The following is a 22119-nucleotide window of genomic DNA, read 5'->3' as shown; positions in this document are numbered from 1 at the left end:
GGAACCGGAAATGGAAAGAAGTTTATCGATGGAGCTTGTCCGCGTAACAGAAGCGGCGGCACTGAATTCAGCTCGTTGGATGGGAAGAGGAAAGAAAGACGAAGCAGATGATGCAGCAACAACTGCAATGCGGGATGTTTTCAATACTATTCCCATGCAAGGAACGGTTGTAATCGGTGAAGGGGAAATGGATGAAGCGCCAATGCTTTATATTGGCGAAAAACTTGGTACCGGTCTTGGGCCAATGGTGGATGTTGCGGTTGATCCATTAGAAGGAACGAACATCGTTGCATCCGGCGGCTGGAATGCATTGGCTGTATTGGCGATAGCCGATAAGGGGAACTTGCTTCATGCCCCGGATATGTATATGGATAAAATAGCTGTCGGACCAGAGGCTGTCGGTCAGATTGATATCAATGCCTCCGTGTTGGACAACCTGAAAGCGGTAGCCAAGGCAAAAAATAAAGATATCCAAGACGTGGTTGCAACAGTATTGAACCGCGATCGTCATTCGAAGATCATTCATGAACTTCGTGAGGCAGGGGCACGTATCAAGTTGATCAACGATGGAGATGTAGCGGGAGCCATAAATACGGCCTTCGATCTTACCGGTGTTGACATCTTATTCGGATCTGGCGGAGCTCCAGAAGGAGTTATTGCAGCCGTTGCCCTGAAATGCCTTGGAGGGGAAATTCAAGGCAAGCTCATTCCTCAAAGTGATGAAGAAGTGGAGCGCTGTGGAAAAATGGGCCTTGAATTAGGAAGAGTCCTCAGAATGGAAGACCTTGTTCGCGGAGATGATGCAATTTTTGCAGCAACAGGTGTGACAGATGGAGAGCTTTTACGCGGCGTACAATTCAAAGGGCATTACGGCGAAACACAATCCGTAGTCATGCGTGCTAAATCTGGTACAGTTCGTTTCATTGATGGTCGTCACAGTCTTAAGATTAAACCGAATGGTTTGATTGACTGATAGCGTTTTTTAGAAAAATCACTTTTAAAAAGCGAGCGGTTTCATCGCTCGCTTTCTCTTTTAAAAAATTTAAGTTGAATAATTAAAATAAAAAAAGTAAAATAAAGCTTGGTCTACTATTAATAATTTAGAATCTGCCCTTTCACTCCAAACTTCAAGAAGCCTTCAATTAATTTTCTTCTTTACATGTAAAAATGTATCATCCTTTCTAAGAAAACTCTGGTCGGGTACATGGATTGCGGTTTTTCTTCCATCTAACAAACCATTTCTTTTTCAGTATGGGTGAAAACGTTTAATTAATAAAAGTGTGGTGTCATAATGAATTTAACTATTTCTAATTTAGAAAACATGAAACTAAAGGATCTCTATGAGCACGCGCGTGAATATAAAGTTTCCTATTACAGCAAACTTTCAAAAAAGGAACTTATTTTCGCTATCCTGAAAGCACAAGCTGAGCAGGATGGTCTCCTATTCATGGAGGGCGTTTTAGAAATCATCCCTTCAGAGGGCTTCGGTTTCCTGCGTCCAATTAATTATTCTCCAAGCTCGGAGGATATTTATATTTCTGCTTCACAGATCCGCAGATTCGATTTGCGGAATGGAGATAAAGTGTCCGGTAAGGTAAGGCCGCCAAAAGAAAACGAGCGCTATTATGGATTACTGCATGTTGAAGCAGTCAATGGCGATAATCCGGAATCAGCAAAAGAGCGTGTCCACTTTCCAGGTCTAACACCGCTGTATCCAAACAGGCAAATTAAACTGGAAACGACACCGAAGAACTTATCAACCAGGATTATGGATGTCCTGGCACCGGTAGGTTTTGGACAGCGTGGGCTAATCGTCGCACCGCCAAAAGCCGGTAAAACGATGCTCATCAAGGAAATTGCCAATGCAATAACCACAAACCATCCCGAATCGGAATTGATCGTGCTGTTGATTGATGAACGCCCGGAAGAAGTGACTGACATTGAACGGTCCGTTGCTGGGGACGTGGTAAGTTCAACGTTTGATGAAGTGCCGGAAAACCATATCAAGGTGGCTGAGCTAGTGTTAGAACGAGCGATGCGCCTTGTGGAGCATAAACGTGATGTCATCATTTTAATGGACAGCATCACTCGACTTGCCCGAGCTTACAACCTTGTCATTCCGCCGAGCGGACGTACACTATCAGGGGGTATTGACCCCGCTGCATTCCACCGTCCAAAACGCTTTTTCGGTGCGGCGAGGAATATTGAGGAAGGCGGCAGCCTGACGATCCTTGCTACAGCATTGGTAGATACGGGTTCAAGAATGGACGATGTCATTTATGAAGAATTTAAAGGTACGGGTAATATGGAGCTGCATTTAGATCGTGCCCTTGCCGAAAGACGCATCTTCCCGGCAATCGATATTCGCCGCTCAGGCACTCGTAAAGAAGAATTGTTAATTCCGAAAGATCGCCTGGATAAACTATGGGCCATCAGGAAAACAATGTCGGATTCGCCTGATTTCTCGGAGAAATTCCTTCGCCGTCTAAAACAGACAAAGGGTAATGAAGAATTTTTCAGTAAGCTGGATGAAGAGATGTCAGAAATGAAAAAGGGGCCGGCGAGCGTAAAACGTTCTTAAACCCTGTAAGAAACAAACAGTTGCACAACTAGTCTTAAGTTGTTATAATGAGTTCATGTGTTTTTACAATAAATGTGAGGGTGTTTTTCCCTCAACTTGAAGTATATAACTCTGTTTCGAATGATTCAGGGCATAAGGAGCTGAAAAGAATGAAAACTGGAATTCATCCAAATTATAAGCTTTCAAAAGTAATTTGCTCTTGCGGAAACACTTTTGAAACTGGTTCAGTTAAAGAAGAGATCAAAGTTGAGACTTGTTCAGAATGCCATCCATTCTACACTGGTCGTCAAAAATTCGCTGAAGCTGGCGGACGTGTTGATCGTTTCAACAAAAAATACGGTATTAAATAAGCCGGACTTTTTAAAAAACAGGCAAGTATTTTTCTTGCCTGTTTTTTCTTTTCCATAAACAAGTAAGAATTTATATAAAGCCGGGTCGACTTCAATTATGGCCAAGGGATCGACAGGTGGAAGGGAGTAGCTGTTTCCATGTATGTAATGAAACAAACAGGCTGGATCGAGCTTATTTGCGGAAGCATGTTTTCGGGTAAATCCGAGGAATTGATTAAACGAGTCAGCCGTGCTCAATTTGCTAAAGAGCAAATAGCTGTATTTAAACCAGCTATTGATAATCGCTATGCGGAAGAGGCTGTCGTATCACACAATGGCTCTTCTGTGATGGCAAAACCGATTGCCCATTCAACGGATATTTTTAAGTATTTGGACAAGCCCCTGGATATTATTGCAATAGATGAAGTGCAATTTTTTGATCATGAAATTATCGGGGTTGCCCAGCATCTTGCGGACAGCGGTTATCGAGTGATTATGGCTGGACTCGATCAAGATTTCCGAGGTGAACCATTCGGTCCTATGCCTGTTCTATTATCGCTGGCAGAATCGGTGACTAAGCTGCAGGCTGTGTGTGAAGTGTGCGGATCACCTGCAAGCAGGACGCAGCGCTTGATAGATGGGGAGCCGGCCTCCTATGATGAGCCGATCATCCTTGTGGGTGCATCGGAATCATATGAGCCCCGCTGCCGCCATCATCACGAAGTTCCGGGTAAGCAGCCTGTTGGGATTAAAGAACGTATTTGAATGCTGGTGCCCTATGATCCAATGTGGTCGTAGGGTGCTTTTTTTTTGTTGGGAATAATAATAAAGGGTGGACTTATTCAAGTGGTATGACCAATACATGGAAGCGAAATAAAAGATAAATATTGCCCCATTTTGGGTAGGCTAACGAGGAAATGTTCTTCTTAACCAGTCAAAATGGAGGGAAAAAATATGAAATCAAAACTGCTTATCATGACAGCCTTTTTACTTGCTGCACTAACGGCATGCGGTCAAAATGACAATGCGATAAATAATGATTCGGAATATGGGGATCAATCCCGGGATGGCAAGGATTTTGTTGGCAATGGTTTAAAACGTGTATCCAATAATGATTGGGACAATGAAGCGGAACGGCCGTCAGATCAAATCCTCAATACACCGCATCATACATCCAATAATTCACCATCCATGGGGCAGCAAATTGATGATATCCGAGGGGCCATTGAATCGGAAACCAATTATGAGGCGGGCTCCGTTTGGTTTAATGGAAATACCATACATGTTACGGTCCATGATAAAGGCAAAATCAAGACGGAAAAAGAGAGACATAAGGAAATGCAGCGAATACAAGGCATTATAAACAGGGCTGTGCCTCAATATAATATAGATGTAAAATTAAAGAAATAACGACATTTTTGAATCCTCTTTGACGTTGATTATTCACCTATACTATAATTAACCTAGAAGTGAACTGAGCTGGGGCACTGAACTACTTATTTATAGTTAGAAAAGATGGATTACTTCCAATTCGTTTCAGATGTTTTGGAAAATTTATGAGGTGAATAATTTGTTTGATCGATTGCAAGCAGTAGAAGATAGATATGAAAGATTGAATGAGCTATTAAGTGACCCGGAGATCATTAATGACTCCAAGAAGCTAAGGGAATATTCTAAGGAGCAATCCAGCATACAAGAGACTGCTTCGACTTATAAAGAATATAAAGCGGTTCGTGAGCAACTCCAGGAAGCGAAGGCGATGCTTGAGGAGAAGCTTGATGCGGAAATGCGTGAAATGGTAAAAGAAGAGATCAATGAACTTGAAGATACCATACAAGGCCTTGAGGATAAACTGAAAATATTGCTTATTCCGAAGGACCCTAACGATGATAAAAACGTAATCATGGAGATCCGCGGAGCGGCAGGCGGAGATGAGGCAGCCTTATTTGCTGGTAGTCTATACCGCATGTATAGTCGTTTTGCCGAGGTGCAGGGTTGGCGGACTGAAGTCATTGAAGCAAGTCCTACAGGGCTTGGCGGCTATAAGGAAATCATATTCATGATTAATGGCAATGGCGCTTATTCAAAATTGAAGTTCGAAAATGGAGCACATCGCGTTCAGCGAGTACCTGAAACTGAATCAGGCGGACGGATTCATACATCTACAGCCACGGTTGCCGTTTTACCCGAAGCTGAGGAAGTGGAAGTTGAAATTCATGATAAGGATATTCGTGTCGATACCTTTGCATCGAGCGGTCCTGGAGGGCAAAGTGTCAATACGACAATGTCAGCGGTGCGCTTGACTCATATTCCGACGAATACGGTTGTATCCTGTCAAGATGAAAAATCACAAATCAAGAACAAAGAAAAAGCAATGAAGGTTTTGCGTGCCAGGGTGTACGATAAAATCCAACGCGAAGTACAGGCGGAGTATGATCAAAATAGGAAGCTTGCTGTTGGAACGGGCGATCGATCTGAACGGATTCGCACTTATAACTTCCCACAAAACCGCGTTACCGATCACCGAATTGGTTTAACGATTCAAAAGCTGGATCAAATCATGGAAGGTAAGCTGGATGAAGTGGTTGATGCATTAATCATGGAAGACCAATCTTCAAGGCTGGAAAATGCAGATGAGTAATTCTGCCGTGAAAGTGTTTGAAGCCCTTAAATGGGCTTCTTCTTTTTTAAAGGAAAATGATCGTGATGCCAATGCTGGGGAAATCCTGTTACAGCACTTTTTAAACCAAACTCGCTCCCAAATGCTGGCCAACCTTCATGATGAGCTTAGTGAAGCGGATTTTGGGCAATTTAAGGCCGCTATTGAGCTGCATGCTGAGGGGACGCCAATCCAATATATAATCGGCAGTGAAGAATTTTATGGACGGACCTTCTTTGTTAATGAAGAAGTGCTCATACCGAGACCTGAAACAGAAGAATTGATTTATTATACATTACGTAAACTCCCAGCCATTTTTATGGAGGGACAGAAGCTTCATTTAGCTGATATTGGGACCGGCAGCGGCGCAATCGCCATAACGATGAAACTTGAAAAATCAAACCTGTTGGTGACGGCCACGGACATAGCGGAAACGTCACTTGAGGTGGCGAGGAAAAATGCAGAATCACTTGGTGCCGAAGTTCAGTTCATGCAAGGTGATTTGCTTTTGCCTTTCTTGAACATGAACCAGAAGGTGGACATCCTTTTATCGAATCCGCCATATATACCAGATGATGATCATAAATCCATGTCAGTAGTCGTGACAGGACATGAACCGCATCGTGCATTATTTGCCGGTATCGATGGGCTGGATTTTTACCGCCGCTTTATGGAGCAGTTACCTTTGATCATGAAGGTGCCTGGACTGATCGGTTTTGAAGTGGGCACTGGACAGGGTGAGGCGGTTGTCGATTTATTGAAGCGAACCTTTCCTGCCGCAGAAGTATCCATTGTAAATGACATAAATGAAAAAGATCGAATGGTCTTTGCTGCATTAAAGTGATCCGTCTCCTTCCGTGAGGCGGATTTTTTTATGGGCACCACCCTCATTATCCTTTGGAATCTATATTTCCAGCTATCAACTTTTTTTATTTTTACTAGTTTAAGATAGCTTGAAAATGGTGAGACTAATTCATGTGAGGGGGCGAAGGCGATGAAAACAAAACATTTAGCCATTATCTATCTATTAATCTTAACTATAGGAACGATCGTAAGTATATATATGCCTAAAGCGGAGATGGTCGGTGCAGAAGATACGAAGGTGATCCCGGATGAGGCGATTCGTCTGCGGATACTTGCTAATAGTGATGCAGAAAAGGATCAAGCGGTTAAACGTCTTATTAGGGATGAGGTAAATGAAGATATCACAAAGTGGGTCGAGGAGCTTACTTCTTTGGATGAAGCGAGGGATGTGATCACCTCGCATCTACCGGATATCCAGGCGACAGCTGAGGCAGTTATAAAGGAACAGGGTTTGGAGCAGTCAGTAAAAGTCGATTTTGGACAAGCGGAATTTCCGACAAAACTCTACGGGCAGTATTTATATCCGGCAGGGGATTATGAAGCGGTGATTATCACACTTGGTGAAGGGGAAGGCGCTAATTGGTGGTGTGTTCTATTTCCGCCATTATGTTTCTTGGATTTTTCAAATGGGACGGCTGTAAGTCAAAGTCCGATTGTCGAGGAAGAAGATGAAGGATCCCTGACTTCGGATGGGAAAGCGTATGCAGCAACGAATGAAGAGAGTGAACCTGTTGCAGAGGGAGAAACTGAAGTAGTGTTGGCTGAAAAAGAAAAAGGGCCCGAGGAAGAAGTTGAAGAAGAGGTAATGGAGGAGAGTGTAAAAGAGGAAGTAACGGAAGAAACGGTAAAAGAAGAGGTTGCTGAGCAAGAGGTAAAAGAAGAAGTGATGGCAGTAAAAGATAAGGAACAAGTGGCGGAGGAAGTCAATGATGGGAGTGTTGAAGATAACAAGGTTGAAATTGCGGCATCCAATGAACAAGGTCAGCGATTATATGAAGGGGAAAAGGAGCCTGAGGTGGAAGTGAAGTCCTTGTTTGCAGAAATCTTCAATGATCTATTTTAAAAAGGGGGCAGCGGCCCTTTTTTTTACTTTCAGATAATTATAAAAACATATCCACAGGGTTATTAACAAAAAATCAAAAAAATCTGTCATTAATCTTTAATATCCACAAACTTATCCACGGATTCGATATGGTTATCCCCAATTTGTGGATAACACTTGAATTATGTGTATACTTCTTTTATACTTTCAAAGTATCTTTTAAGTGAAATTAGTACGTTAAATTGAAAATATCCTTCATATTAAAGCGATTATATAAAATAAGAAATGTTAAAAGGCGATGATGTTCAAAATGAAAACGAAAATTTGGTCAGTGGATAAAAATGTGGATAATTTACAAAGTTATCCCCAGATTACACAATCAGCTGAATTATTAAAGGCTAACCAAGTGGTTGCTTTTCCTACAGAGACTGTTTATGGACTAGGTGCGAATGCCAAAAATGACGAGGCGGTCAAAAAAGTGTTCGAAGCAAAAGGGCGTCCGAGTGATAATCCTTTAATCGTTCATATAGCCTCTGAAGAGCAGCTGTCAGGTATTGTAGAAGAGATTCCGGAACAGGCCAGGAAGCTAATGGCAGAATTTTGGCCGGGTCCTTTGACTTTGATCATGAAACGAAAACCGGGCCAGCTATCAAATGTTGTGACAGCTGGATTGGAAACGGTGGCTGTCAGGATGCCGGATCACCAGGTTGCCCTCGGCCTTATTCGTGCGAGTGATTTGCCCATTGCGGCTCCAAGTGCAAATACTTCTGGGAAACCGAGTCCCACTTCAGCTAAACATGTTGAAGCTGACTTAATGGGCCGGATTGCAGGCATAGTCGATGGCGGGACTACCGGTGTGGGCGTAGAATCCACAGTACTTGATTGCACTGTTGAAATTCCTGTTATATTAAGGCCCGGCGGAGTGACCCTGGAACAGCTGGAAGCTGTGATAGGGGAAGTCCGGCAAGATGTCGCTTTGAAGAATCAGGAAACGGCGCCAAAAGCCCCGGGCATGAAATATACCCACTATGCTCCGAAGGCCCCTCTATATTTAGTCAAGGGTAATCAAGCTTTCCTTCAGAAGCTTGTGGATGAGAAAAGAAGTGACGGGTTAAAGGTGGGCATCATAACTGCTTATGAACATCAACAGGATTATAAGGCCGATTATGTGGTCGTCCCAGGTTCATTAGCTGATTTACATACTGTTGCGACAGGCTTATATGATGCTTTAAGACAGTTTGATGAGCTGGAGGTCGATGTCATTTTTAGTGAAATGTTTCCTGACCATGGAATAGGAGCAGCGGTCATGAACCGGCTTGAGAAGGCTGCAGGTCATCAAATCATCAAGGAACATGTGTAATAAGGACTGATTTATTCTTCTATTTCTTTTCGGACATGCATAACATGTAGTAGGCACGTCCGAGGGAGGATTGGAATGAATACATTTGCTGGAGAAATCATCACCTTATTGCTAATGGCATTCGCGTTGGGAATGGATGCCTTTTCAGTCGGCCTTGGAATGGGAATGTTTAAGCTAAGGTTGAGGCAAATTCTTTTTATAGGGCTGACAGTTGGCTTTTTTCATATTTGGATGCCCTTGCTTGGAATGGGGGCAGGCCGTTTCATTTCAGAAAAATTCGGGACCTTCGCTACATACGCCGGCGGTCTATTGTTGGTCATTCTTGGTATACAGATGTTTATCCCTGGTAAAAAGGATGGAGCTGGTATCAGGGAAAATAAGATGCTGGCTCCTGTCGGGAAAGGTCTATTCATTTTTGCTTTAGGGGTAAGCCTGGACAGCTTCTCGGTAGGATTGACCCTGGGGATCTACGGTGCAAAAACGATTTTAACCATTCTCTGCTTTGGGTTTGCTGCCACCCTATTAACGTGGGCAGGGCTTTTGCTGGGTAGAAAAATTCAGGGTTTGCTAGGCGTGTATAGTGAGATTCTTGGCGGAAGCATTCTATGTGCGTTTGGATTGAAATTATTGTTCTCTTTTTGAGCCGCTTGACTTCATATCTATCCTTCCTCAACTGTTCCGATTACCGGGGCGGTTTTATTTTTTCCTAAGACATGTTGAGAGTGATTTTTTTGACTATAATAAACGGGCGATAGCTTATAATGAATAAAAAAGGAGGCATCATAAATGATCCGTGTATTATTTGTATGTACAGGCAACACATGCAGAAGCCCGATGGCAGAAGCGATATTGAAAAATAAGAATATTGCGGGCGTTGAAGTGAAGTCCGCTGGCGTGTATGCTTCATCAGGCCAGGATGCTTCAACGCATGCAAAAAATGTATTGGTTGAAAATGATATAGTGCATAATCATCATTCAACGCCTTTATCCGAGAAGGAAATGGAATGGGCGACTCATATTTTCACCATGACGGAAGGGCATAAATCGGTCATTACCCGTGCATATCCCCAGATGGCCGATAAGACTTTTACTTTAAAAGAATTCATTATTGATGATAATTATGATAAGGACATAATAGATCCGTTTGGCGGTTCTGAAGGCATTTATCGGGAAACGTTCAGGGAGCTGCAGGAATTAATTGAAGAATTAGTCTTAAGGCTTAAAAAGTAAACAAAGTACATAATGTGGTCGCTGCAGTAAAAGATATTACTAAGCTTGTTGACCGTCAATTGGAAAGTGTACGATCGAGGCAGCACAAGAAGTTGATGATATTGCAGAAGAAACATCTGCTGGAGCGGAAGAAGTGACAGCTGACAAGCGAACAAGCTCATAGTCATGGGAAATGTTAAAAATCGGCAATGGAATTAAAGTGCAAGCGGAAAAGTTAAACAGGATCATTACCCGCTTCACTCTTGACATTTTACAGCAGGAAACCCAAGGCGGTTTCCTGCTTCTTTGAGGGGGAAAAAGGATGGACATCCTTTATCTTTTCATAATTTTGTGACACAATAAAATCAATTGAAAAAGCTAGAGGAGGATTATGATGAAAGTTGCGATTGCTTCTGATCATGGTGGTATACATATCCGTGAAGAAATAAAGAATTTAATGAATGAGTTACAGATTCCATTTGAGGACTTTGGCTGTGAATGCACTACTTCGGTGGATTATCCTGATTATGCCTTGCCGGTTGCTGAAAAAGTGGCACGCGGTGAGTTCGATCGGGGCATTTTAATCTGTGGAACTGGAATTGGAATGAGCATCGCTGCTAATAAGGTCAAAGGAATTAGATGTGCGTTGGTTCATGATGTCTATAGTGCGAAGTTGACCCGCCAGCATAATGATACCAATATGTTAGCGATGGGGGAACGTGTCATTGGCCCGGGTCTGGCCAGGGAAATTGCACAAACATGGCTGACTTCGGAATTTGAAGGCGGACGTCATCAAAACAGGATCGGTAAAATTGCGGAGTATGAAGGTAAACAAAGCTAATTTTTATGGTTTTTGGAGAGACCCCTTTTCTTTTGATAGCAAGTTTTCTTTTTGAAAGGATGCGTTTTCATGATAAGTGATGCTACATTTTCAAATGAGCTAGAGATATGGGAAAACCAGTTTCGGGAGCTTTTACATGAGTTTCAAGAACAGACGGCTTTAAAAGAGAAACAGCTACTGGTAATCGGCTGCAGTACAAGTGAAGTGATCGGGAAAAGGATCGGTACTGAAGGGACGCTCGATGTTGCAGGGATGATTTTTTCCGTAGTGAGGGATTTTCAAGTGAAAACGGGTGTTCAGGTTGCATATCAATGTTGTGAGCATCTTAACAGGGCGTTGGTTTTGCAAAGGGAAACCGCGATTCGATATGATTATGAAGAAGTTTCGGTTGTACCTGTAAGAACAGCTGGGGGATCGATGGCGACGTACGCCTATCAGCAATGGAAAGATGCTGTCGTCGTTGAACATATTAAAGCGGATGCGGGGATAGACATTGGGGACACCTTCATTGGCATGCATCTGAAGCATGTGGCGGTTCCAATCCGCTCTGCCATTAAAGAAATAGGGCATGCACATGTGACCATGGCCAAAACCCGCCCGAAACTGATTGGCGGGGAACGGGCCGTTTATCAGGACATCTCTGAAAACAAGAGTTGTACTTAAGGTAAGTGAGACAGCATTTCTCGGATGGGGAATGCTGTTTTTTAATAGAATCTGTTCAAAATCGTAAAGCTAAAGCTAAGGTTCACAAGAAAAATCTCTATTTGGGAGTGCTAATAGAATGGAGATTTCGCTCGTTAAATATAGGGTGAAAGGGCTATTTACCATGATTTTGATGTCAAATACGAACATTTTTAAATGAAAAAACATTTAATGTTCGATAAAATTAGACTATCACTTCTAAATTAGACATGTTAAAATGGAGTAGAATTTTCTAATAATTATTGGTAAGGCTTTTTCATGCTTTTTTGAAGGCATGTTGCACATAAATACTAAAAAGCGAATCACGCACAATTTGAGGAGGAATTACGGAATGAATCGTTTAGCAAAGCAAGATGAGCAAGTGTTTAACGCAATTCAACTGGAATTAGGGCGTCAAAGAAGTAAAATTGAGCTTATTGCTTCTGAAAACTTCGTGAGTGAAGCTGTCATGGAAGCACAAGGGTCGGTCTTAACTAATAAGTATGCAGAAGGATACCCTGGAAAACGTTACTATGGCGGATGTGAGTATGTAGACATCGTTGAAGATCTAGCACGTGAGCGTGCGAAAGAAATTTTCGGCGGGGAGTATGTGAACGTACAGCCGCACTCTGGAGCTCAAGCCAATATGGCCGTTTACTTTACAGTGCTTCAAACCGGCGACACAGTGCTTGGAATGAACCTTTCGCATGGAGGTCATTTAACACATGGAAGCCCAGTTAACTTCAGTGGTGTTAACTACAACTTCGTTGAATATGGTGTAGACGAAAAAGATCACCGTATCGATTACAATGATGTTTTGGAAAAAGCGCGTCAGCACAAACCGAAATTGATCGTAGCGGGTGCAAGTGCATACCCACGGGAAATTGATTTCAAGCGATTCCGCGAAATTGCAGATGAAGTCGGTGCTTATTTAATGGTCGATATGGCACATATCGCAGGTTTGGTTGCGGCTGGTTTACACCAAAGCCCAATTCCTTATGCTGACTTTGTAACGACAACTACTCATAAAACACTTCGCGGACCACGCGGCGGAATGATCATCTGTAAAGAAGAATTCGGTAAGAAGATCGATAAATCCATCTTCCCTGGAATTCAAGGCGGTCCATTGATGCATGTTATATCAGCTAAGGCTGTTGCATTCGGAGAAGCGCTTCAAGATGATTTTAAAGTGTATGCACAACAAATCATCGACAATGCTAAACGTTTGGGCGAAGGTTTGAAGAAAGAAGGGTTCACACTTGTTTCTGATGGAACGGACAATCACTTGATTCTTCTTGATGTTCGCTCTACTGGGTTAACGGGAAAAATCGCAGAGCATGTTTTGGATGAAATCGGTATTACCGTTAACAAAAATGCGATTCCTTATGACCCGGAAAAACCATTCGTTACAAGTGGTATTCGTATTGGGACTGCGGCAGTGACATCACGTGGCTTCGGATTGGAAGACATGGATGAAATAGCTGCAATCATCGGACTTGTTTTGAAAAATAATGAGGACGCAGCTAAACTTGAAGAAGCAAAACAGCGTGTTGAAACATTAGCGAACAAATTTGAATTATATCCTTCATTGTAATATTCTTGAGCCGCTTCCTTCTAAAGGGAGCGGTTTTTTTATACTTTATGGGAGTCAGTATGTGAGAAGAATCCGAATAGTGAAAATAGGTCTGACATCTAAACCTTTATTGAAGATTGAATCGTTTTTCTGTAAAATAGGTTGAAGTGAATTTAAAAAGACACGAAAATTTTTCTATTCGATTAGGGAAATCATAAAAAAGCGCAAAACTAAGCAATGGAATTGGAGAGATGCTAAATGGGAAAAGTTTATGTTTTCGATCACCCGTTAATTCAACACAAATTAGCCTATATACGTGATATAAATACAGGAACAAAAGAATTCCGTGAACTAGTGGATGAAGTCGCTTCATTGATGGCATTTGAAATCACGAGGGATATGCCGCTCGAAGAGGTGGAAATCCAAACGCCTGTAAGCACGGCGAAAGTGAAAATGCTTTCTGGTAAAAAAGTGGGAATCGTCCCGATTTTACGTGCAGGCATCGGGATGGTGGACGGAATCATTAAGCTGATTCCTGCTGCAAAGGTCGGACATGTTGGCCTTTACCGTGATCCTGAAACTTTGAAACCTGTTGAATATTATGCGAAAATGCCAAGTGATTTGGCAGAAAGGGAATGCATTGTCGTTGACCCGATGTTAGCCACTGGCGGATCAGCCATCGAAGCGATCCATTCCATTAAAAAGCGCGGTGCAGTGAATATTAAATTCATGTGTTTGATTGCAGCTCCAGAGGGTGTGGACGCATTAAAAGAAGCCCATCCAGATGTTGATATTTATATTGCTGGCCTTGACGAAAAACTGAATGAACATGGTTATATCGTTCCAGGTCTTGGAGACGCAGGAGATCGTTTATTCGGCACAAAATAAGGAAAGAAGCTGAGGTGTCACGAATGAACAAACCGATAAAAGTCATGACCATTTTCGGGACGAGACCAGAAGCTGTCAAAATGGCTCCCTTAGTACTCGAATTTCAAAAACACCCAGAACATTTCAAGCCGATCGTTGCTGTTACGGCTCAGCATCGTCAAATGTTAGATCAAGTTCTCGAACTATTTTCCATTCAGCCGGATTATGACTTGGACATAATGAAGGAAAGGCAAACGCTTGCTGACATTACAACAAGGGCATTAAATGGTCTTGATTCCGTAATGAAGGAAGCTAAGCCTGATATTGTTCTTGTACATGGAGATACAACCACAACGTTCGTCGCAAGTCTGGCTGCCTTTTATAATCAGATTGTCATTGGGCATGTAGAAGCAGGGCTGCGCACCTGGAATAAGTATTCCCCTTATCCGGAAGAGATGAATCGACAGCTTACCGGTACGCTGGCGGATTTGCATTTTGCACCGACTTCGAAGGCGGAGGAGAATCTGCTTAATGAAAACAAGAAGGATAATATTTTCGTGACGGGAAATACGGCAACCGATGCTTTGAAAACGACTGTACGGTCCACTTATTCACATCCGGTTTTAAATGGACTTGGAGAAGACAGGCTCATTTTGCTTACCGCCCATCGCAGGGAAAATCTAGGTGAACCCATGAGGAATATCTTCAGGGCCGTGAAGAAAATCATTGCTGAGCATGATGATGTTCAAGTGGTATATCCGGTCCATTTAAATCCTCTTGTTCAGGAATTGGCGAACGAAATTCTCGGCGACGATCCGCGGGTTCATTTGATCGAGCCGCTGGATGTTCTGGATTTCCATAACTTCGCTTCAAGAGCCTATCTGATTTTGACTGATTCTGGAGGAATCCAGGAAGAGGCACCGTCACTTGGTGTACCTGTCCTGGTTTTAAGGGATACGACGGAACGTCCTGAGGGGATTGCGGCTGGAACCTTAAGGTTGGCGGGTACTGATGAACAAACCATTTATAATTTGGCACATGAATTACTCACGGATCAAGAGGTGCATGAAAAAATGTCCAAAGCTTCAAATCCATATGGGGACGGAAACGCTTCGGTCCGCATAGCTGAAGCCATCCGTTACTATTTTAAGCAAATAAATATGCCACCAACTAGATTTGACTCATAAAAAAGGAAAAGCCATGCGCTTTTCCTTTTTTTATTTGCATACTCCAAGGTTGTTGAGAAAAGATAACTGCTAAGGGGATGATTATGTTGGGAAAGAAAACGTTTCTAGTGTTTGTTTTCCTTTTTGTATTTATTTATCAAAATGAAAAGGGATTGGCATCCGTCATTCTGCCGCCTTTACCAAAACTATCAGAATCTAAGGAAGTAACAGTTGTTGTCACGATGGATAAGGCGTTTCAACGGGAAAAGATCGAAAAACTGCTTGAAAAATACCCATCCCTTCAATTACGGAATGTTTATTCGGTTGCCCTGAATGGATTTTCCCTTCACGGGAAGATGAATGAGATAGAACAACTTAAAAAGGAGGACGAAATCCAGGCTGTAACGGAAGTATCCGTTTATCAAGCCGTGTTGGATGAAAGTGTCCCGTACATAGGAGGAGGCAGGGTCAGGGGTTTCTTTGATAAGGAGAATCACCGGATAACCGGGAAAGGGGTAAAAGTAGGGATAATCGATACTGGCATTGATTATACACATCCAGATTTGCAACGAGCATATAAAGGTGGCAAGGATCTGGTTGATGGTGATGAAGACCCGATGGAAACCAAAAATCAAGGCGACCTGAATACATTACACGGTACTCATGTGGCAGGCATCATTGCAGCCAATGGAAAAATGAAAGGTGTCGCACCAGAGGCGGAGATATATGCATATCGAGCTTTGGGACCAGGTGGAGCAGGAGATACGGATCAAGTCTTGACGGCTATTGAGTCAGCCATGAAGGATAAGGTGGATGTATTGAACCTCTCTCTTGGCAATAACGTCAATGGCCCTGATTTGCCTATCTCCCTTGCATTGAATAAGGCTGTGGAAAGCGGAATAGTTGCCGTGACATCAAATGGGAATTCCGGTCCGGCTGTATGGACCGTCGGCTCACCCGGAACAGCGGAAAAAGCGATTTCCGTTGGGGCATCGACTCCTCCCTTAAGGGTTCCGTATATGATTTACGGACTTGGATCGAAAAAGCATCAATCGCATTTAACCTTGTTTCAAGGCTCTAAAAAATGGAACCTGACGTTTTCCGAGGATGTCATATATGGGGGACTGGGTAATGAAAAGGACCTGAAACATGTTCGGGATAAGATTGTTTTGATGGAACGAGGCACACTTACCTTCCAGCAGAAAGTATCCAATGCAGAAAAGGCAGGTGCAAAGGGGGTAATTGTTTATAATAATACGAGCGGTACCTTTACTGGAAGCTTGGAAAAGGAAATGAACATCCCAGCTGCTTCTATTAATAGAAGAGATGGAATGCAGCTTAAGCAAATCATGGAGCAAGGGCAAAGCAAAACCGTTCAATTTGTTTATAAGAACGAGCAGGATAGGCTCGCTGATTTTAGCTCAAGGGGACCGGTAACTGTATCATGGGGAATAAAGCCTGACGTATTGGCACCGGGAGTGGAAATTGAAAGCACCGTTCCTAAAGGATATATGTCCTTGGATGGAACAAGTATGTCCGCACCGCATGTTGCAGGAGCAGTCGCGTTAATCCTGCAAAAACACCCGGATTGGACTCCTGATCAAGTGAAATCTGCATTGATGAGCACTTCAAAGCCATTGAGGAAATCTGCAAATCAATTTTATCACACATATGAACAGGGGGCTGGACGCATTCAGGTCGACGAAGCATTAAAAGCGGACACGCTCTTGAATCCTAGCTCATTGTCCTTTGGAATGTACACAAAGAAAGAAGGAATTGAAGAGCATCATGAAACGATAGTCATAGAAAATACCGGAACGAAAATGAGGAAGTACTCTTTTATGGTCCCATTAAAAGAGACAGGGCTCACTTGGGAATTGCCGAAATCCCTTACATTAAATCCAAAGGAAAAGAAACAGATTAAAGTGGGACTGCAGGTCAACCCAGCCGAGCTTAAAAAGGGAGTCTTTGATGGATACCTCATAATAATGGAAGGAACCAAAAGAATATCACTTCCTTATTTATATGTAAAAGAAGAGCCTGATTATCCAAGGGTAATGGGATTTGATTTTGGCCAAGGGGACCAGGCTGGCACATATCGATACGAAATGTACCTTCCGCGGGGGGCTGAAGAATTCGGTATTGCCCTATATGAGGAGGATAGCTTGAAATTCGCTGGATATTTGGATTGGTCGAGATCGGCACCTTCCGGTTTGATCAAAAAAGATGTATTGAAAAAGGACTTGCCGCCTAAAGGAGTGTATAAAGCGATAATATTTGCGAGAAGGGGCGGAAGGGAAGATCGGATAGAAAAGACGTTACTTATTGAGTGAACAGAGGACAATAAGTAAAATAAAACGGATGTCAATAGAAGAAAAAAGATAATTTGTGAACAATTCGTTAATAATTACAAACCTGTGACAAATTTCACTAACCACTCATTGACATTGATTCTAGCCTATTGTATGCTAACAAAGGATGTAAAATGAGAGGGTTTTCAGTAGCCCGGCATGCAGATTTTTACAGCATGAAATGTTTTCTATCCTCCACCAAATTCAACCGCGAGGATGCAACTTGCGTCAAATGATTTGCCGGCTAAAATGGCTATGACTTTGATGTCAGCGATTCTTTCTCAAATAGTCGGATCAGTTTTGTTCGGTATCTTCATTTACTTGTCAGAACCTAAGATTCGAACCGCTGCTATTAGTAATTGGCCTTCTTTGTGGACTTGCTATGTTTACAAGCAATGCTTCATTCAGTACGAAAATATTTCTCAGGAGATTAAATGAAAAATGCCAGAAATGAAAATCATGTTCAACAGGCAGAGTAAATATATAATTTTTCTTCTGGCGGTTTATGTTGTTGGATGGGGACTTACGAGTTATCAAGCCGTTTTTGCTGGGCTTATACTGGGTACGGGTTTGAGTTTATACAATTTATGGCTGATCAATCAGAAAATGAAAAAGTTCAGTCAGGCGCTCGATGAAGGAAAGAAAACTAAATCTCTTGGGACGATGACTCGAATGGCATCCGCAGGTCTAGCGGTACTCATTGCATTGGAATTTCCGGAGCATTTTCATCTGATAAGTGTTGTATGGGGATTAATGACAGCTTATATTGTCATTTTTATAGATTTTTTCATCCAATTAATACGTCGATAGCGGGGAAGAGAGGTGAATATAGTTGAATCATGAAGCACCCTTACAAGAATTTATGGGTCTTACCTTTAACTTGAGTAACGTCCTAATGATTACAGTTGCCAGCCTAGTTGTGTTCATACTTGCTGTGCTTGGTACACGTAAGCTTGCAATGAAGCCAACTGGCATGCAGAATTTCATGGAATGGATTATGGATTTCGTTAAGGGTATTATTAATAGTAACATGGACTGGAGAACAGGTGGTCAGTTTCAACTGCTTGGTATGACTTTGCTGATGTACATTTTTGTGTCCAATATGCTAGGTCTTCCGTTTGCAATTAGTTACGATGGTGTGCTTTGGTGGAAATCACCAACAGCCGACCCAGTTATCACATTGACTCTTGCAGTCATGGTTTTAGGTTTAACGCATTATTATGCTATAAAAATGAAAGGCGCCAAGGGTTACTTTAAAGCTTATAAAAACCCAATGACACTTGTAGAGGAATTTACAAACTCCTTGACACTTGGTCTGCGTCTATATGGTAACATTTATGCTGGTGAAGTTTTGCTTAGTCTATTAGCGGGATCTCTAGCATTTAGTGGAGCTGCCGGATTTATTGGTGCAATTGTGCCTACATTAGTATGGCAAGGCTATAGTATTTTCGTCGGTAGTATCCAAGCGTTTATCTTTGTCACGTTAACAATGGTTTATCTGTCTCATAAAGTCAGTGACGACCATTAATTATAAGTTCATTTAGAACTAAAAAAATAATAAATTTTGATACAATCTAAGGAGGATATTTATAATGACAGGTTCAGTAGGTCTTCTTGCAGCAGCAATTGCAATTGGTTTAGCAGCACTAGGTGCAGGTATTGGTAATGGTCTTATCGTTTCAAGAACAGTAGAAGGTATCGCTCGTCAACCAGAAGCTCGCGGTATGCTTCAAACAACAATGTTCATCGGGGTAGGTTTAGTTGAGGCGATGCCTATCATCGCGGTAGTAATTGCGTTTATGGTATATGGTGGTTAATAGAACCTTCAAAAAGTTCAAAAATGGCGAAGTTCGTTCCATGTGAACCTTCGCCTTTCCTTTATGTCCACAATCCTGTTTTTATACAGTTTAAGAGCATAGTTTTCTAAAGTTCATATATAATGAACGCTTTAAGAAGTGAAACTCGTGAAGGGAGTGAACCAAGCGTGTTAACAAGCAGCTTTGTACTTGGGTCAACGTCTCATGGCTTTAATGGCGGAGACATGTTATACCAATTAGTAATGTTTATCATTTTGTTAGCGTTGCTGAAGAAATTTGCATGGGGTCCTCTAATGGGCATCATGACTCAACGTGAAGAACATGTTGCAAATGAAATTCAAGCAGCTGAAGCTAGCAGACAAGAAGCACTTAAATATTTAGAAGAACAACGTGAAATCGTAAAACAATCTCGCACTGAAGCGGGACAACTTATAGAAAACGCGAAACTTCAAGGTGAAGCACAGCGTGAAGAAATCGTGAATCAAGCACGTCTTGAAGCAGAACGCGTCAAAGAAACAGCTAAGCGCGAAATCGTACAGGAAAAAGAAAAAGCCATTACGGCATTACGCGAGCAAGTGGCATCTTTATCCGTACTTATTGCTTCTAAAGTAATAGAAAAAGAATTATCCGAAGCAGATCAAGAGCAATTGATTAATGACTACATTCAAGAGGCAGGAGAAGGGAAATGAGCGATATAACAGTAGCAAAGCGTTATGCCGTTGCCCTTTTCCAAATTGCGAAAGAGCAAAATCTCATTAACCAACTTGAAGAAGAGCTTCGCATAGTGAATGAAGTTTTTACAAAAGATAATGAGCTATTAAGCTTTCTGGCTCATCCTAAAATGACTAAAGATGCAAAAGCCGCTTTGATTGCAAATGCATTTGCAAGCCTTTCTTCTTCCGTTCAAAACACTGTGATGTTAATGGTGGAGCGTCATCGTACAGATGAAGTGACAGCAATGGCACAAGAGTTCATTGAACTTGCGAATGAAGAAAACTCAGTAGCTGATGCAACGGTCTATACAGTACGTCCATTGACTGAAACGGAAGTGGAAGCTGTGTCTTCATCTTTTGCAGCGAAAATAGGCAAAAGAAATTTACGCATTACTAATATTACGGATAGCAATATCCTTGGCGGCATCAAATTACAAATCGGTAACCGCATTTATGACGGGACGATTAGCGGTAAGTTAGATCGCCTTAGCAAACAACTATTAGGTTAATATTCACAGATAGGGGTGAAATTCATGAGCATCAAAGCTGAAGAAATCAGTGCGCTGATTAAAAAGCAGATTGAAAACTATCAGTCGGAAATTAAAGTAAGCGATGTTGGTACGGTTATCACTGTTGGTGATGGTATCGCACGCGTTCATGGTTTAGATAATGCAATGTCTGGGGAGCTCCTAGAATTTTCCAATGGTTCAATGGGATTAGCACAAAACCTTGAGCAAAATAACGTGGGTGTTGTTATTCTTGGACCATTCAGAGACATTAAAGAAGGCAGTGAAGTACGCCGTACTGGCCGCATCATGGAAGTGCCAGTTGGAGAAGAATTAATCGGACGTGTCGTGAATCCGCTTGGACAGCCTTTAGATGGCCTAGGCCCGATCGCTACGACAAAAACTCGTCCAATCGAAAGCCCTGCAACAGGTGTAATGGACCGTAAATCGGTACATGAACCTTTACAAACAGGTATTAAAGCAATCGATGCATTAGTTCCAATCGGTCGTGGACAACGTGAGTTGATCATTGGTGACCGTCAAACTGGTAAAACATCAGTTGCGATCGATACAATTCTTAACCAAGCTGACCAAGATATGATCTGTATCTATGTGGCTATCGGTCAAAAAGAATCTACGGTTCGTGGAACTGTTGAAACGCTACGTAAAAATGGTGCTTTGGATTACACAATCGTTGTATCTGCATCAGCTTCTCAACCAGCACCACTTTTATACCTAGCTCCATATGCTGGTGTGACTATGGGTGAAGAGTTCATGTTCGCTGGCAAGCACGTTCTTGTGGTTTACGATGATCTTTCTAAGCAAGCATCTGCATACCGTGAACTTTCCTTGCTACTTCGCCGTCCTCCAGGTCGTGAAGCATTCCCAGGGGATGTATTCTACTTGCACTCCCGTTTACTTGAGCGTGCAGCAAAATTGAATGACACTTTAGGTGCCGGTTCGATCACTGCGCTTCCGTTTGTTGAAACACAAGCAGGCGACATCTCTGCTTACATTCCAACAAACGTAATTTCCATCACTGATGGACAAATCTTCTTGCAATCCGATTTGTTCTTCTCAGGTGTACGTCCTGCGATTAACGCTGGTCTATCCGTATCCCGTGTTGGTGGATCTGCACAAATTAAAGCGATGAAAAAAGTTGCCGGTACATTACGTCTTGACTTGGCTTCATACCGTGAATTGGAGGCATTCTCTCAATTCGGTTCTGATTTGGATGCTGCTACACAAGCAAAACTTAACCGTGGTGCCCGTACAGTTGAAGTCCTTAAGCAAGATCTAAACAAACCGATCAAAGTAGAAAAACAAGTCATGATTTTCTATGCATTGACTAAAGGTCATTTAGATGATATTCCAGTATCGGATATCCTTCGTTTTGAAGAAGAGTACTATGTGTTCCTAGATCGTTCTCATCCGGAATTATTAGATCACATTCGCACAACAAAAGGTCTTCCTGAAGACGCTGCTATCGTTGCTGCAATTAACGAATTCAAAAAGAACTTCGTTATTTCTGAATAATAAGGTCTAACTAATTTATAAAGG

24 protein-coding genes are annotated in these 22119 nt (G+C 42.2%); 23 read left to right on the top strand and 1 reads right to left on the bottom strand.

Annotation, left to right across the window (positions count from 1 at the left end; translation table 11 throughout):
• The first annotated feature begins 10 nt into the window (after positions 1–10).
• The 11 genes from glpX to ACYP5M_RS14875 all read left to right on the top strand — a co-directional run bounded on the left by glpX (position 11) and on the right by ACYP5M_RS14875 (position 10065).
• Positions 11–973, top strand: coding sequence for a class II fructose-bisphosphatase (glpX, locus tag ACYP5M_RS14925; protein WP_101223849.1), 963 nt, complete (start codon positions 11–13; stop codon positions 971–973).
• Positions 974–1291: 318 nt separating this feature from the next.
• On the top strand, positions 1292–2581 hold the full coding sequence (rho, locus tag ACYP5M_RS14920) for a transcription termination factor Rho (protein ID WP_034315849.1): 1290 nt from the start codon (positions 1292–1294) through the stop codon (positions 2579–2581).
• Positions 2582–2730: 149 nt separating this feature from the next.
• Positions 2731–2931 carry a 50S ribosomal protein L31 gene (gene rpmE / locus ACYP5M_RS14915; RefSeq protein ID WP_034315847.1) on the top strand — a complete coding sequence of 67 codons (201 nt, stop codon included), beginning with the start codon at positions 2731–2733 and terminating at the stop codon, positions 2929–2931.
• A 138-nt stretch (positions 2932–3069) separates the two neighbouring features.
• Entirely contained in the window at positions 3070–3675 is a 606-nt protein-coding gene (locus ACYP5M_RS14910) for a thymidine kinase (RefSeq protein ID WP_101223848.1), read from the top strand.
• A gap of 189 nt (positions 3676–3864) precedes the next feature.
• A complete protein-coding gene (locus ACYP5M_RS14905) occupies positions 3865–4320 on the top strand; it encodes a hypothetical protein (protein ID WP_101223847.1) in 456 nt (151 codons plus the stop codon).
• Between the two features lie 160 nt (positions 4321–4480).
• Complete coding sequence (gene prfA, locus ACYP5M_RS14900) at positions 4481–5551, top strand: peptide chain release factor 1 (RefSeq protein ID WP_101223846.1); 1071 nt, start codon at positions 4481–4483, stop codon at positions 5549–5551.
• Positions 5544–6413: a peptide chain release factor N(5)-glutamine methyltransferase gene (gene prmC, locus ACYP5M_RS14895; protein ID WP_434168152.1), complete on the top strand. Its 870-nt coding sequence runs from the start codon at positions 5544–5546 to the stop codon at positions 6411–6413. The genes prfA and prmC overlap by 8 nt, the downstream gene beginning before the upstream one ends.
• A gap of 150 nt (positions 6414–6563) precedes the next feature.
• The gene (spoIIR, locus tag ACYP5M_RS14890) at positions 6564–7496 is read left to right on the top strand and encodes a stage II sporulation protein R (protein ID WP_434168151.1); all 933 of its coding nucleotides are present in this window, start codon (positions 6564–6566) and stop codon (positions 7494–7496) included.
• A gap of 289 nt (positions 7497–7785) precedes the next feature.
• Positions 7786–8835 carry an L-threonylcarbamoyladenylate synthase gene (locus ACYP5M_RS14885; protein ID WP_459735197.1) on the top strand — a complete coding sequence of 350 codons (1050 nt, stop codon included), beginning with the start codon at positions 7786–7788 and terminating at the stop codon, positions 8833–8835.
• A 75-nt stretch (positions 8836–8910) separates the two neighbouring features.
• Complete coding sequence (locus tag ACYP5M_RS14880; protein WP_434168149.1) at positions 8911–9477, top strand: manganese efflux pump MntP; 567 nt, start codon at positions 8911–8913, stop codon at positions 9475–9477.
• A 144-nt stretch (positions 9478–9621) separates the two neighbouring features.
• Complete coding sequence (locus ACYP5M_RS14875) at positions 9622–10065, top strand: low molecular weight protein arginine phosphatase (protein ID WP_260358793.1); 444 nt, start codon at positions 9622–9624, stop codon at positions 10063–10065.
• 39 nt (positions 10066–10104) lie between these two features.
• Here the strand turns inward: ACYP5M_RS14875 and ACYP5M_RS14870 are convergent, their stop codons facing one another.
• Positions 10105–10293, bottom strand: coding sequence for a hypothetical protein (locus tag ACYP5M_RS14870; protein WP_459735196.1), 189 nt, complete (start codon positions 10291–10293; stop codon positions 10105–10107).
• A gap of 145 nt (positions 10294–10438) precedes the next feature.
• Here ACYP5M_RS14870 and rpiB point away from each other — a divergent pair, with 145 nt between their 5' ends.
• From rpiB to atpA, 12 genes are all read left to right on the top strand, one after another.
• Complete coding sequence (gene rpiB / locus ACYP5M_RS14865; protein ID WP_101223842.1) at positions 10439–10885, top strand: ribose 5-phosphate isomerase B; 447 nt, start codon at positions 10439–10441, stop codon at positions 10883–10885.
• A 69-nt stretch (positions 10886–10954) separates the two neighbouring features.
• The gene (locus ACYP5M_RS14860) at positions 10955–11548 is read left to right on the top strand and encodes a TIGR01440 family protein (protein WP_101223841.1); all 594 of its coding nucleotides are present in this window, start codon (positions 10955–10957) and stop codon (positions 11546–11548) included.
• Positions 11549–11918: 370 nt separating this feature from the next.
• Complete coding sequence (locus tag ACYP5M_RS14855; RefSeq protein ID WP_434168148.1) at positions 11919–13160, top strand: serine hydroxymethyltransferase; 1242 nt, start codon at positions 11919–11921, stop codon at positions 13158–13160.
• Positions 13161–13397: 237 nt separating this feature from the next.
• Complete coding sequence (gene upp, locus ACYP5M_RS14850) at positions 13398–14027, top strand: uracil phosphoribosyltransferase (protein WP_101223839.1); 630 nt, start codon at positions 13398–13400, stop codon at positions 14025–14027.
• Between the two features lie 23 nt (positions 14028–14050).
• Positions 14051–15193 carry a non-hydrolyzing UDP-N-acetylglucosamine 2-epimerase gene (wecB, locus tag ACYP5M_RS14845; protein ID WP_434168147.1) on the top strand — a complete coding sequence of 381 codons (1143 nt, stop codon included), beginning with the start codon at positions 14051–14053 and terminating at the stop codon, positions 15191–15193.
• 83 nt (positions 15194–15276) lie between these two features.
• Positions 15277–17505: a S8 family serine peptidase gene (locus tag ACYP5M_RS14840; RefSeq protein WP_434168146.1), complete on the top strand. Its 2229-nt coding sequence runs from the start codon at positions 15277–15279 to the stop codon at positions 17503–17505.
• Positions 17506–17964: 459 nt separating this feature from the next.
• Positions 17965–18333 (top strand): ATP synthase subunit I, encoded by a 369-nt coding sequence (locus ACYP5M_RS14835; RefSeq protein ID WP_101223836.1) that lies wholly within the window; start codon positions 17965–17967, stop codon positions 18331–18333.
• Positions 18334–18355: 22 nt separating this feature from the next.
• The gene (atpB, locus tag ACYP5M_RS14830; protein WP_137017338.1) at positions 18356–19051 is read left to right on the top strand and encodes a F0F1 ATP synthase subunit A; all 696 of its coding nucleotides are present in this window, start codon (positions 18356–18358) and stop codon (positions 19049–19051) included.
• Positions 19052–19115: 64 nt separating this feature from the next.
• On the top strand, positions 19116–19340 hold the full coding sequence (gene atpE / locus ACYP5M_RS14825) for a F0F1 ATP synthase subunit C (RefSeq protein ID WP_048685857.1): 225 nt from the start codon (positions 19116–19118) through the stop codon (positions 19338–19340).
• A gap of 167 nt (positions 19341–19507) precedes the next feature.
• Positions 19508–20029 carry a F0F1 ATP synthase subunit B gene (gene atpF, locus ACYP5M_RS14820; protein WP_048685855.1) on the top strand — a complete coding sequence of 174 codons (522 nt, stop codon included), beginning with the start codon at positions 19508–19510 and terminating at the stop codon, positions 20027–20029.
• Positions 20026–20562 carry a F0F1 ATP synthase subunit delta gene (locus ACYP5M_RS14815; RefSeq protein ID WP_434168145.1) on the top strand — a complete coding sequence of 179 codons (537 nt, stop codon included), beginning with the start codon at positions 20026–20028 and terminating at the stop codon, positions 20560–20562. Before atpF ends, ACYP5M_RS14815 begins: the two co-directional genes overlap by 4 nt.
• 24 nt (positions 20563–20586) lie before the next feature.
• Positions 20587–22095, top strand: coding sequence for a F0F1 ATP synthase subunit alpha (gene atpA / locus ACYP5M_RS14810; protein WP_048685849.1), 1509 nt, complete (start codon positions 20587–20589; stop codon positions 22093–22095).
• Positions 22096–22119: the final 24 nt, after the last annotated feature.

Source organism: Peribacillus sp. N1, assembly GCF_054600815.1.
The sequence above is the reverse complement of the archived record's forward strand: the minus strand, read 5'-3'. Positions and strand labels throughout refer to the sequence as shown.